The 13,772-nt window shown below is 37.9% G+C and carries 11 protein-coding genes; 1 reads left to right on the top strand and 10 read right to left on the bottom strand.

All coding sequences use genetic code 11. The features are described from left to right. Window positions 1-49: 49 nt before the first annotated feature. The 3 genes from fsa to BN1242_RS03790 all read right to left on the bottom strand — a co-directional run bounded on the left by fsa (window position 50) and on the right by BN1242_RS03790 (window position 2,335). Window positions 50-697, bottom strand: a complete 648-nt coding sequence (fsa, locus tag BN1242_RS03800; RefSeq protein ID WP_062351505.1) for a fructose-6-phosphate aldolase — start codon at window positions 695-697, stop codon at window positions 50-52. Between the two features lie 202 nt (window positions 698-899). Continuing rightward, window positions 900-1,760 carry a class II fructose-bisphosphate aldolase gene (locus BN1242_RS03795; protein WP_062351504.1) on the bottom strand — a complete coding sequence of 287 codons (861 nt, stop codon included), beginning with the start codon at window positions 1,758-1,760 and terminating at the stop codon, window positions 900-902. 212 nt (window positions 1,761-1,972) lie between these two features. Then, window positions 1,973-2,335, bottom strand: a complete 363-nt coding sequence (locus BN1242_RS03790) for a response regulator (protein ID WP_062351500.1) — start codon at window positions 2,333-2,335, stop codon at window positions 1,973-1,975. A gap of 186 nt (window positions 2,336-2,521) precedes the next feature. Here BN1242_RS03790 and BN1242_RS03785 point away from each other — a divergent pair, with 186 nt between their 5' ends. Next, a complete protein-coding gene (locus BN1242_RS03785) occupies window positions 2,522-3,049 on the top strand; it encodes a DUF2529 family protein (protein ID WP_062351497.1) in 528 nt (175 codons plus the stop codon). Window positions 3,050-3,133: 84 nt separating this feature from the next. On the opposite strand, the gene BN1242_RS03780 is transcribed toward BN1242_RS03785, so the two are convergent. The 7 genes from BN1242_RS03780 to BN1242_RS03750 all read right to left on the bottom strand — a co-directional run bounded on the left by BN1242_RS03780 (window position 3,134) and on the right by BN1242_RS03750 (window position 13,757). Continuing rightward, window positions 3,134-4,741, bottom strand: a complete 1,608-nt coding sequence (locus BN1242_RS03780) for a CTP synthase (protein WP_062351494.1) — start codon at window positions 4,739-4,741, stop codon at window positions 3,134-3,136. Window positions 4,742-4,998: 257 nt separating this feature from the next. Continuing rightward, window positions 4,999-5,577 (bottom strand): DNA-directed RNA polymerase subunit delta, encoded by a 579-nt coding sequence (gene rpoE, locus BN1242_RS03775; RefSeq protein WP_062351491.1) that lies wholly within the window; start codon window positions 5,575-5,577, stop codon window positions 4,999-5,001. A 927-nt stretch (window positions 5,578-6,504) separates the two neighbouring features. Beyond that, window positions 6,505-9,777, bottom strand: coding sequence for a fused isobutyryl-CoA mutase/GTPase IcmF (gene icmF, locus BN1242_RS03770; RefSeq protein ID WP_062351488.1), 3,273 nt, complete (start codon window positions 9,775-9,777; stop codon window positions 6,505-6,507). A gap of 32 nt (window positions 9,778-9,809) precedes the next feature. Next, window positions 9,810-10,451, bottom strand: a complete 642-nt coding sequence (locus BN1242_RS03765; protein WP_062351485.1) for a TetR/AcrR family transcriptional regulator — start codon at window positions 10,449-10,451, stop codon at window positions 9,810-9,812. A gap of 48 nt (window positions 10,452-10,499) precedes the next feature. Next, entirely contained in the window at window positions 10,500-11,633 is a 1,134-nt protein-coding gene (locus BN1242_RS03760) for an acyl-CoA dehydrogenase (RefSeq protein ID WP_062351483.1), read from the bottom strand. Between the two features lie 27 nt (window positions 11,634-11,660). After that, window positions 11,661-12,791: an acyl-CoA dehydrogenase gene (locus BN1242_RS03755; RefSeq protein ID WP_062351481.1), complete on the bottom strand. Its 1,131-nt coding sequence runs from the start codon at window positions 12,789-12,791 to the stop codon at window positions 11,661-11,663. A gap of 114 nt (window positions 12,792-12,905) precedes the next feature. Next, window positions 12,906-13,757, bottom strand: a complete 852-nt coding sequence (locus BN1242_RS03750; RefSeq protein WP_062351479.1) for a 3-hydroxybutyryl-CoA dehydrogenase — start codon at window positions 13,755-13,757, stop codon at window positions 12,906-12,908. Window positions 13,758-13,772 lie beyond the last annotated feature (15 nt).

Genomic DNA, 13,772 nt, shown 5'->3' with positions numbered 1-13,772 from the left:
TTATCGGAAGGGACATGTATTACTAGCTATTTTCTCTATTTAACATGTCTCATTTGTTCGTTCGTTTTTCCCAGTCTGTTAAAAATTGTTCAATTCCTCGGTCTGTTAGTGGATGGTTGATTAGTTGCATAAGCACTTTATATGGAACTGTTGCAATATGGGACCCTCGTAATGCTGCTTCTTTCACATGTTCTGGATGCCTAATGGAGGCAGCAATAATTTCTGTATGAATGTGATGAATGGCAAATATGTCGGCAATATCACTAATTAATTCTAATCCATTATGTCCAATATCGTCTAATCTGCCTAGAAAAGGTGAGACGTATGTAGCACCCGCTCTTGCCGCTAACAATGCTTGATTAGCACTAAATATTAAAGTTACGTTTGTCTTTATTCCCTCTTTTGCAAAAGTAGAAACAGCTTTCAACCCTTCTTTTGTCATAGGAACTTTGATTGTAATGTTTGGTGCAATTTTTGCTAATTCTCTTCCTTCCTTTAACATCCCTTCTGCATGTAAAGAAATGACTTCTGCACTCACGGACCCAGGAACGAGTTCAGTAATTTCTTTTAACCGTTCTTCAAAGGAGATGTTTTCTTTCGCTACTAATGATGGGTTAGTTGTTACCCCATCAATTACCCCTATAGAAAATGCTTCTTTAATCTCTTCCATGTTTGCCGTGTCAATAAAAAATTTCATTTGAATTCCCCCTATTTTACTTTTTATTATTTCATTACTGTTTTAAATTTTTATCAAATTTACTACAGACTATAGAAAAAGGCGTTTCCTTTCATAATAAATATAGCAGATATACGGCAATAAAATAAGAAATTTGCAACAATTGACCATTTAAAAAAACCGCCTATTAATTAGACGGTTTTTCTTTAGAAATGTTTATTTATTATAGTGCTTTACCTGAGGAACCAAATTCTCTCATTTTGCCGATAACAGTTGCTTTAATTGTTTCTCTAGCTGGTCCTAAGAATTTTCTTGGATCATATACGTCAGCATCTGCCGCAAGAACTTCACGAACTGTTTTTGCTGAAGCAATTTGGTTTTCTGTATTTACATTAATTTTTGCCGTACCTAATGAAATTGCTTTTTGAATATCTTTTGTTGGGATTCCAGTTCCTCCGTGAAGAACTAAAGGAAGCCCTGTTAAGTTGCTAATTTCTTCCATTTCTTTAAAACCAAGTACTGGTTCGCCTTTGTATGGACCATGAACAGAACCTAATGCAGGTGCTAATGCATCAATACCTGTACGTTTTACTAGTTCCACACATTCTTGTGGATCAGCGTAAATAATACCTTCTGCAACTACATCATCTTCTTGTCCACCAACCGTTCCAAGTTCCGCTTCGACAGAAACGCCATGGAAGTGGGCAAGTTCGGTTACTTTTCCTGTAATTTCAATGTTTTCTTCAAATGGATGATGAGACGCATCGATCATTACAGAAGTAAAACCAGCATGAATTGCTTTCGCACAAGACTCATAGCTGGAACCGTGATCTAAGTGGATTGCTACCGGAACGGAAATTTTATATTCTTCCATTAATGCTTTTACCATAGCTGTTACAAGTTTGAAACCGCCCATATATCTTGCCGCACCTTCAGATACACCAAGGATAACTGGTGATTTTTCTTCTTCTGCAGCTTGTAAAATTGCTTGGGTATATTCCAAGTTGTTAATGTTGAATTGACCAACTGCATAATGTTCTTCTTTAGCTTTTTGAAGCATTTCAGTCATTGATACTAAAGGCATAATTGCTCCTCCTTAAAAATTTTAATTTCCATTTCACTATATATTGTTACCAAGCGTGTCATATGTATGATACTTACAGGAAATGGCATAATTTGTTCACACTTGTTATATTAACAAATTTACTATTATTTTACCACGTTACTATTAATAATTTTTTTCAATGAAGGGCAATATTATGAACATTAATGCACAAAAATTATTTCCTATTAGTACTATAAATTTATATATTTTTTTACAACTTCACGAATTTCGTCGATATCAAATGGTTTTTTAAAATGACCTAAAGCACCAAGATCGACTGCTTCTTGTAACAAATTAAGTTCGCTATATGCTGTCATGATTAGGACACGAATTTCTTCATTTATTTCCTTCATTCGTTTTAATATTTCCAAGCCATCCATTCCTGGGATTTTCATATCAAGGAGCACTAAGTCTGGTTTTTTTTGTTTAACAATTTCCAGTGCTCTTTTTCCATTTGCTGCTTGATATGTTTCATAACCTTCTCTTTGAAATATTTCTTTTAACAATACGCGAATACCGAATTGATCATCAACAATTAGTAATTTACCAGCCATCATTTACTCCCCACTTCAATCTTGAAATATATAATTTCTATATATTAATAATATTACAATTAAATAACTCACGCAATAAAATTCTGATAATTTTTTACTGTTACTAATTTTAGTCACCAATTACTTAATTACCCGCTTTTGCCAATGATAAACTTTTTGTTAAAATGGGGTTAAAGGAGTGAAAAGATGTTAAAAATTTTTACAACACAATTAGTTGGACGTTTAAAAAAAATCGAGGCGGATGAAGAGTTTAATTTGGAGGACGGTGCTAGATTATTAGCACAGGCATTAATTGGTGACGGTCACATTTATTTATATGCTCCAGATGAATTTTATGGAGTTTTTGTAGAAGCTAGTAGCGGACAAGAACCGCTGACAGGTGTCCATTTGTTAACTGAGGAAAATAGAGGGAGTCTTACTTCTGCCGATCGAGTTCTAGTTTTTTCTCGCCATGCAGATGACTTGGAGGCAATTGCTCTCGCTAGCCAATTAGCAGAAAGGATGATACCTTTTGTAGCCATTAGTTCACGTTCACGTACTGATGGTGATGAGTCTCTCGTTGATGTAGCTGATGTCTTTATTGATTTAAAGATGGAGCGTGGGTTAGTCCCAATAGAAGATGGGAGTCGAGTAGGTTACCCTTATTTAATTTGTGCACTATATGTGTTCCATAATATGAAAATTTTAATGGATGAAATTATGGAAGATTACTAATTATTTTGGGGCGGAATTAAAAAAACGCGACTAACGTTTCAAACACCATTGACTATGTTTGATTCGTTAAGTCGCGTCTTGTTATTATAAACCTTCTTTATTAAGTAATGAAGCTTTAATAAAGTCTTTAAATAATGGATGTGGTCTCGTCGGTCTAGATTTGAATTCTGGATGAAATTGCGATGCTACAAACCATGGATGGTCTTTTAACTCAATTATTTCCACTAGATGACCATTTGGACTAACTCCAGAGAAAGTGAATCCCTTTTGCTCCATTATTTCTCGGTATTGATTATTGAATTCATAACGATGTCGGTGCCGTTCGTATATAACTTCCTCTTGATATGCTTCATATGCCTTCGTATTTTCAGTAATTTTACATGGATAAATACCGAGACGTAATGTGCCTCCTAAATCTTCTACATCTTTTTGTTCTGGTAATAAGTCTATTACTGGATTATTCGTGTTCGGATTTAGTTCCGAGCTATGGGCATCTTTTAAGCCGAGCACATTGCGGGCAAATTCAATGGATGCCAATTGCATACCGAGACAAATTCCTAAAAATGGAATTTTATTTTCACGAGCATATTTAATTGCTGCTATTTTTCCTTCTACCCCACGATCGCCAAAACCTCCTGGCACTAAAATACCGTCAGCGGAGGCAAGCAATTCTTTTACATTTTCCTCTGTCACATGTTCTGCGTTAATCCAATCCACTTCAATGTCTGCATCAAATTTATACCCGGCGTGTTTTAACGACTCGACAACAGAGATGTAGGCATCTTGCAGTTCGACATATTTACCAACAAGCGCGATTTTCACTTGCTTGGATAAGTTTCGAACCTTATTAAGGAGTTCCTCCCATTCGGTCATATCGGCATCGTGGCAAACGATTTTTAAATGATTACAAACAATTTCGTCTAAACCTTGTGCTTGCAATGCTAATGGAACGGCATATAATGTATCTGCATCCCTTGATTCAATGACTGCCCCTTTATCAATGTCACAGAATAACGCGATTTTTTCCTTCATATCTTCTGAAATAGGCATTTCCGTGCGTACAACGATGACATTTGGCTGAATTCCGAGGCTTCTTAATTCTTTTACACTATGTTGCGTCGGTTTTGTTTTCATTTCGCCAGCTGCTTTTAAATACGGAACGAGTGTTGTATGAATGTACATTACGTTATGGGTACCGAGATCACTTTTTAGCTGGCGGATCGCTTCTAAAAATGGTAATGATTCAATATCACCAACAGTTCCACCAATTTCCGTAATAACAACATCGGCATTTGTTTTGTTACCTGCACGGAAAACATGTTCTTTAATTTCATTTGTAATATGCGGGATAACTTGTACAGTAGCTCCTAAATAATCGCCACGGCGCTCTTTTTTCAACACAGCAGAATATATTTTTCCAGTAGTTACATTAGAATATTTATTTAAGTTAATGTCAATAAACCGTTCATAGTGACCTAAGTCCAAGTCTGTCTCTGCACCGTCATCGGTTACGAACACTTCGCCATGTTGGTACGGGCTCATTGTTCCCGGATCGACATTTATGTACGGATCAAATTTTTGGATGGTCACTTTTAAACCACGGTTTTTTAATAGACGACCGAGTGATGCTGCAACAATCCCTTTACCAAGTGAAGAAACAACCCCACCTGTTACGAAAATATATTTTGTCATGGATAATTCCCCCTATTTTTGTTTATTATTTACCAAGATTATTGCTTTCATGAGTGGATTTAGTTTTCACGTTCTGATAAACCGTTTATCGATGAAATCCTAAAAACTCATAAAAAAAAATAAAAATAAAAACAAAAAAGCCCCACTTACAAAAGTAAGGGAGCAGTATGTTTTTATTTCTTAAAGACGTTCATTTTTTGTGAGCCCAAATAAGATAATACAAGTTGTCTTAATAATTGTCAAGGAGTGAATTTTTATCAATCCTCGTCCTCGTCTTCCAAATCTTCCTCTTCATCTAAGAGTAGTTCATCGTCTTCTATTTCGTCATCATCCATATCTAAATCATCAATCTCTAAATCGTCGTCTTCTACTAATAATTCATCTTCCTCTTCGTCTTCGAGAATTTCATCGTCTTCCTCTTCTAAATCATCTTCGTCATCAAACTCATCAAAGACTTCATCATCGATTAAGTCCTCATCGACTAATTCTTCATCATCGATATCGTCAAAATCATCTTCGAATAATTTCGCTTTTTTCTTCTTTTTCGGACGAGTTGTCGGCACAATATCGTCTTCAATCTGTTCAATTGGGTACCATGCTTTCAAACCCCACGTATTTCCACCGACATTCATGAAACGGCCGTCAATATTAAGTTCTGTGTAAAATTGGGAAATTTTACTTTTCACTACATCTTGTGATAGACCAGTTAACGCCATAATTTCTTCGATAATTGCATTAAATGGTACTGCTTGCTTTTTCTCTGCTAAAATTTCATACGTTAGTTCAATTAATGACATTTCATTAATTTCTTCTAGTGTTAGTTGATTCAAACTCACCATCACACACCCTTTCTTTTGCACGAGGTCATCTTTATATAGTGGCTATGTTATAGATTGCTAAGCGAATCGACAGGAACAGGCGGACGCTTTCCGCGGGCACGGCCTTAGCCGCTTCGACGCTACGTGTTTGTATGGTCTTCGGCTCGTGCTGTTCTCGCCGGAGCCGCTGCCTTGCACTACAATCAACAACTGCCAAAAATAAACAATAACATAGCCTATATTATAAGAAATGATTGCCAAAATCATATTATCCATTATAAACAAAACCAATTCATTTATGCTAGTTTTTCTAACATCTTTTTTCTTCTATTATAAGTAGTGACCGATTTATGACAAGGGAATGTTCACTTTTCATTTTTTGACCACATACGCCAAGCACTAAACGCAAAAAAAATAGAGAGTAATAAAAACGGAATTGCTCCCAACTGATCATTGTAAAAAAACACTGTTACTACACATATAATTAAAATGATGATAATTGCAAGAAAAATTTTTTTCAAGTGTCCATCACATCCTGTAATAAAGACATAGCTTCAAATATTAATATAAACAACAAATCCCCTTTGCACAATGGTTATTCTATGAAAATACGTGAATTTTTGTTTAAGAATGCTGGACAAATTAGGATGTTTTTTCGGAAAACAATAGAAATCCATCTTCAAAATATGTAAATGTTATGATTATTATTTCTGATAAGTAAATTACGGAGCGGACTAAAGGGCGATTATCAATATTGGCGGGCAGATTCAAGATTCAAACAATGCTTCCTACGTTAGTTAAAAGAGGGGAGCCTAAATTGAAATTGACTACCCTCTTCTGTTTTGTAACCTAATCAAATTAAGGACTTATGTGGGCGTTATTTTTTACAAGCATACGTTTGTTAGCGCAACAAAACAAGCTTTTTGGAAGAGTTACACCATTTTTCTATATATTTCTCCTGTATTGTCCGCCTACTTCGTAAAGTGCCTTTGTGATTTGACCAAGACTTGCGACTTTCACCGTTTCCATTAGCTCTGCAAAAATATTGCCGTTCGTTACCGCAGTTTCCTTTAATTTTGTTAATGCAATTTGTACTTTATCCTTATTTCGCTCTTGGAATTGTTGTAAGTTGCAAATTTGTGTTTCTTTTTCTTCCTTCGTTGCCCTTGCTAATTGAATGCTGTTCATTTCTTCTTCTGTTGGCGGGTTAGGGTTTAAATACGTATTAACGCCAATGATTGGTAGTTCCCCAGAATGTTTCTTCATCTCGTAGTACATCGATTCGTCTTGAATTTTCCCACGCTGATATTGACTTTCCATCGCACCGAGGACACCGCCGCGATCATTTAATCTCTCAAATTCTTGGAGTACTGCTTCTTCTACTAAATCGGTCAATTCTTCGATAATAAAGGATCCTTGTAGTGGATTTTCGTTTTTCGTTAACCCATGTTCTTTCGTTATAATCATTTGAATAGCCATCGCTCTTCGGACAGATTCTTCGGTCGGTGTTGTGATTGCTTCATCGTAAGCGTTCGTGTGCAAGGAATTACAGTTATCGTGTAATGCCATTAATGCTTGAAGCGTTGTACGGATATCATTAAAATCAATTTCTTGGGCGTGTAAAGAACGACCGGAAGTTTGAATATGATACTTTAGTTTTTGACTCCGTTCATTGGCACCGTATTTTTCTTTCATAACGACAGCCCAAATTCTTCTCGCAACTCTGCCAATGACGCTATATTCTGGGTCTAGTCCGTTTGAGAAGAAAAATGATAGATTCGGTGCAAAGTCATCAATATGCATACCACGGCTTAAATAATACTCAACATACGTAAATCCGTTAGCAAGTGTAAAAGCAAGCTGAGTAATCGGGTTGGCACCTGCTTCAGCGATATGGTAACCGGATATCGAAACCGAGTAATAGTTACGAACTTTATTTTCGATAAAATACGCTTGAATATCTCCCATCATGCGCAGAGCAAATTCGGTAGAGAAAATACAAGTATTTTGTCCTTGGTCCTCTTTTAAAATATCTGCCTGGACGGTGCCACGAACAGTTTGTAAAGTATAAGCTTTAATTTCATCTAACTCTGCTTCGGTTAGCGGTCTCGCAAGTTCCGTTTCTTTTTTCTTCATTTGCTGGTCAATGGCCGTGTTCATGAACATCGCCAAAATAATTGGTGCCGGACCATTAATAGTCATTGATACCGATGTGGACGGATGACATAAATTGAAGCCGTCATACAATTTTTTCATATCATCTAACGTACAGACGCTAACCCCGCTCTCACCGATTTTCCCATAAATATCAGGACGGTAATTTGGGTCTTCCCCGTAAAGAGTGACGGAATCGAAGGCAGTACTTAGCCGTTTCGCTGGATCATCTTTACATAAGTAATGAAAGCGGCGGTTCGTTCGATCTGGTGTTCCCTCACCAGCAAACTGCCGTTTTGGATCTTCTCCTTGACGTTTGAAAGGGAAAACTCCAGCGGTAAATGGGAACGATCCAGGAACGTTTTCTTTATAAACCCATTTTAATATTTCGCCATAATCTTTGTAGTTTGGTAATGCTACTTTAGGAATAAACAGTCCAGATAGACTTTTCGTTTTCAGTTCGGTGACAATTTCTTTGTCGCGAATTTTTGTAATGAATTTATCTTGGGCGTATTTTTGTTTTACTTGATCCCAATTAATAATGATGGCTTTTGATTGTTCGGTTAGTTTTTCTAGAATTTCTTTTTTGAATTGTTCTAGTGATTCAATGACGAGTTCATTTGTTTGTTTTTCCTTTGCCAGTTGCAGGGCGCCTTCAATTTGGAAAAGTTGCCTTGCGTATTGTACTTGTTCGTTGGCACGTTTATGGTAGTTGCGAACGGTATCAGAAATTTCACGTAAATAATAGCGACGGCTATTCGGAATAATGATATTTTGCTTTGCCACTTGTTCCTCTTTTTTGTATTTTGTTGTGTAGTTCGTTGCACATTTCTCATTTAGTTTTTCAATGATGGCTGCAAATAAGGCGTTCGTGCCTGTGTCGTTAAATTGACTAGCAATTGTGCCAAATACTGGCATTTGATCATAGTCTTGGTGGAAAAGTTCGTGGCTGCGCTGATATTGTTTTTGCACTTGACGTTTTGCATCTTCAGAGCCTTTTCTTTCAAATTTGTTAATGACAATAAGATCCGCGAAATCAATCATATCAATTTTTTCCAGTTGGGTAGGTGCCCCAAATTCGCTAGTCATGACATACATGGAGATATCACTGATTTGCGTTATTTCTGCATCTCCTTGACCGATTCCACTCGTTTCGACGATTATTAAGTCATAGTTTGCTGCTTTTACAACTGCTAATGCGTCATGAATCGCAAGAGAGAGTTCCGATTTTGAATATCTCGTTGCGAGGCTGCGCATATAAACACGCGGGTTAAAAATGGCATTCATCCGAATTCGGTCGCCAAGCAGTGCACCACCTGTTTTTTGTTTTGTCGGGTCTATCGATAAAATCGCAATTTTAATATCTGGAATTTCATTGAGGAATCGGCGAACTATTTCATCCGTCAAAGTGCTTTTTCCCGCCCCACCAGTGCCAGTAATGCCGATAACTGGCACTTTCTGTTGGTTTGCTTTTACTTCGTTTAAGATTGTTTCAGCTGTTGTTGCTGCCAGTTCCAAGTCTGTTTTTGTTATTGCCATTTGTTCTGCTAGTGTGATAAATTTCGAGATGGCATTTGGATCTTTTTTTGGCAGTTTTGGCAAATACGGAGATAAATCCATATTAATGGTTGAAAAATCGCATTTTTCCAGCATGAAATTGATCATACCTTGCAAGCCAAGTTTGCGACCGTCTTCCGGTGAGAAAATGCGTGCAATTCCATATTCGTGAAGTTCTTTTATTTCTTTCGGTATAATTACTCCGCCACCGCCACCAAAAATTTGTATATGACTAGCTCCTTTTTCTTGGAGAAGGTCATACATATATTTAAAAAATTCGATATGTCCCCCTTGGTAGGACGAGATGGCGATTCCTTGAACATCCTCTTGAATGGCAGCGTTCACAATTTCTTCGACGGAACGGTTATGTCCTAAATGGATGACTTCTGCCCCACTTGCTTGTAAGATCCGCCTCATAATGTTAATCGATGCATCGTGGCCGTCAAAAAGACTGGATGCCGTTACGAAGCGGATTGAATGTTTTGGTTTGTAAATGACCGTGTTCATCTTCCACTCTCCCCTTATAGATTTTTTGTTGCTTAATATGGATATTTTGTGTAATTGTTAATACTGTTAATAAATAAATCCGTTTGAATATGGATATATTCATCTAATGTATAGAGTTTTCGCAGTGCCCAACGGCGAAAACCCCACATTTGTCCTTGTACGAATATATTATGGGCTAGTAATTTTTGATGACTTTTGCTAATATGGATTGCTTCTGTTTGTAAATAGCCTTCAATTAGTTGTTCAAAGATTGCTACCATTTCGAGCTCTTTTTTTAACACGTAAGGTAAAGTTTCCTTTGGTAAAGATTTTGCTTCTTGATACATGATGAGCACCTCGTCTTGCATCTCATCGATAATTCGAAAGTAAGATGCGATACTTCGCTTCACCGTGTCGGTTGTCACTTTGTTTAAATCTAGTTCTGTTTGCAGACGGTTTTGCACTTCATCATAAATTTGGTCACAAACTAAATAAAGAATATCTTCTTTTGAGCGAATATACTCATAAAGAGTGCCAATACTAAAGCCGGATGCACGGGCAATCTCCCTTGTTGTTGTTCGGTGAAATCCCTTTTGCTTAAATAACGCAACCGCCCCTTTAATCATTTGCTCCCGCCGCAATCTAATTAGCTTCTCATCCTTCACCGAAGACTGAACCTCTCTCTTTACTGACAAACAACCACCTCACTTTAGCGCTTTAACGTAGTGGGGGACTGTCCCCTTTTAAATCATGCGGGAGATGACGAGGCGCTGGATTTCTTGAGTGCCTTCATATATTTGGGTGATTTTGGCGTCACGCATGTAACGTTCTACTGGGTATTCTTTCGTGTAGCCGTAACCACCAAAGATTTGGACTGCTTCTGTCGTTACTTTCATTGCTGTGTCACCAGCCATTAGTTTGGACATGGCTGACTCTTTTCCATAAGCTAGTCCTTTAGATTCGAGCCATGCTGCTTGATAGGTTAATAGTCTCGATGCTTCAATGCTTGTTGCCATATCAGCTAGTTTAAAGGAAATTCCTTGGTTGGCAATAATTGGTTTACCAAACTGTTTCCGTTCTTTCGCATAGGCAACCGCAGCGTCAAAAGCTCCTTGCGCAATACCAACTGCTTGAGCAGCAATGCCGTTTCTGCCTCCATCCAATGTCATCATTGCAATTTTAAAACCTTGCCCTTCTTCACCAAGTAAATTTTCCCGTGGTACAACACAATCTTCAAAAATGATCTCTGTCGTAGGGGAGGAGCGAATACCGAGCTTTTTTTCTTTTTTCCCAACTTTAAATCCAGGAAAGTCTTTTTCAATAATAAAGGCACTTGTTCCACGAGTTTTCGCCTCTGGGTCCGTTAATGCGAACACAATATATATATCAGCGACACCGCCATTTGTAATAAATATTTTCGAACCATTCAACACATAGTGATCGCCTTCTTTTCTTGCCGTCGTTCTCATTCCACCTGCATCGGATCCGGATCCTGGTTCTGTTAAGCCGTATGCACCAATTTTTTCGCCAAGCGCCATCGGTCTTAAATATTTTTGTTTCTGTTCTTCTGTACCAAATTTATATACTGGCCAGCCAGCAAGGGAAGTGTGTGCTGATAACGTGACACCAGTGGAAGCGCAAACTCGCGAAAGTTCTTCTACCGCAATCGCATATGCTAAGTAGTCGCTACCAATACCACCGTATTCTTCTGGCCAAGGAATACCTGTTAAGCCGAGTTCCGCCATTTTATCAAAAATTTCTCGATCAAATCGTTCCTCCTCATCCCGTTCAGCTGCTGTCGGTGCTACTTCATTTTTCGCAAAATCCCGAACCATTTTTCGAATCATTTCATGTTCTTCAGTTAATTTAAAATTCATTGTTGTTCCTCCTCTGCTTTTTCGTCCTCATAATCGTTTACTAATTACAAGCCGCTGAATCTCACTCGTTCCTTCATAAATTTCTGTTACTTTAGCATCACGGAAATACCGCTCTACTGGATATTCTTTCGTGTAGCCGTAACCGCCAAAAATTTGAATAGCCTCGGTCGTAACTTCCATCGCAGTTGTTGTTGCAAAAAGTTTTGCCATCGATGCTTCTTTGCTACATGCCATGTTTTGCATTTTTAAATGGATTGCTTTAGTAATTAATTGTTTGCTAGCTTCTATTTTTGTCGCCATGTCCGCTAGTTTAAAAGAAATTCCTTGATTTGCGATAATTGGCTTGGAGAATTGTTTTCGTTCTTTTGCATAGTTGTGTGCTGCCTCGAAAGCCGCTTCTGCAATGCCGAGCGCCTGAGCGGCAATGCCAATTCTGCCGACATCTAAGTTTGCCATTGCGATTTTAAATCCTTCTCCCTCTTCGCCTAACCGCCTACTTTTAGAAACTCGCATTTGATCAAAACTTAACTCGACCGTCCTTGATCCATTCAACCCCATTTTCTTTTCATCTTTTCCAATAATGAGGCCCGGTGTATCTTTTTCCACAATAAACGCGGTAATTCCCTTACTGCCCAAATTTGGGTTCACTGTCGCAAAGACGATGTATGTGTCGGCTTCTCCACCGTTCGTAATAAAAATTTTGCTGCCATTTAAAATATAATCGTCACCATCTTTCATTGCCCTCGTCTTTAAAGAAGCAGCATCGGAACCTGCTGTTGCCTCCGTTAAACAAAAGGCGCCTAAATATTCCCCACTTGCTAATTTCGGAACATACTTTTGTCTTTGTTCTTCCGTACCAAATGTTAAAATTGGATTCGTCCCAACCGATGTATGGACAGATAAAATTACCCCGACCGCAGCACTAACTTTAGAAATTTCATGAATAGCGATGATATAGGATAAAAAGTCCATTCCTGCTCCACCATATCTTTCTGGAACTGGAATCCCCATTAAACCGAGTTCACCCATTTTTTTTACTATTTCACGGGGAAATTCGCCTTTTTCCATGTTGTCTACGAATGGAGCGATCTCAGTTTTAGCAAATTCTCTAACCATATCTCGTAACATTTGCTGTTCTTCAGTAAGCTGCTCGATCATATTAATGCACCTCCTGATAAAATTTTTCCACTTGCAAACTATTAGTCTATTAGGTGGAAAGTATGTTAAAAGTTGTAATAGCACATGCACCATTTTTTCACGAATCGATCGCGTTTAATTATACGTATAAAATCCTTTTCCTGTTTTTTTACCAAGCCAACCAGCACTTACCATCTTTTTCAAGAGAGGACATGGGCGATACTTGTCATCACCGAATCCTTCGTGCAATGTTTCCATAATGTAAAGACAAGTGTCTAAACCGATAAAATCCGCTAGTGTTAACGGACCCATCGGATGATTCATTCCTAGTTTCATAATTTCATCGATTGCTTCTTTCGTTGCTACTCCCTCGTATAATGCGTAAATTGCTTCATTAATCATTGGCATTAATATTCGGTTGGAAATAAATCCTGGATAGTCTTCTACTTCTACTGGTGTTTTTTGCAGTTTTAATGTTACTTCATGAATCGTCGCATATGTTGAGTCAGATGTTGCTAAGCCGCGAATAATTTCAACGAGTTTCATCACTGGCACAGGGTTCATAAAGTGCATGCCAATTACTTTTTCTGGGCGCTCTGTTACCGCAGCTATTTCTGTAATTGGGAGTGATGATGTGTTTGTGGCGAGAATAGTCTTCCGAGATGTGATTTTATCCAACTGTTGAAAGATCGTTTTTTTAATCGACATATTTTCTGTCGCTGCTTCAATTACTAAGTCACTATCTCGAGCATTTTCTAAATCAGTAGACAATGTAATTCGCTGTAAAATTTGTTCTTTTTCCGTTTCGGTTAGCCGCCCCTTTTCCGTTTGGCGGGTGATATTTTTACTAATAGTAGCTAATCCTTTTGCTGTTCGTTCTCCATCTATATCGTGTAATACTATTGTAAAACCAGCTTGTGCACATACTTGAGCGATGCCTGAACCCATTTGTCCGGCACCTACAACGATAATTTTTTTCACTTCCATGTCAAACCCCCCCAT

Origin of the sequence: Bacillus kwashiorkori, from assembly GCF_001375515.1 — a bacterium.
GTDB lineage: Bacteria > Bacillota > Bacilli > Bacillales > Caldibacillaceae > Bacillus_BK > Bacillus_BK kwashiorkori.
The sequence above is the reverse complement of the archived record's forward strand: the minus strand, read 5'-3'. Positions and strand labels throughout refer to the sequence as shown.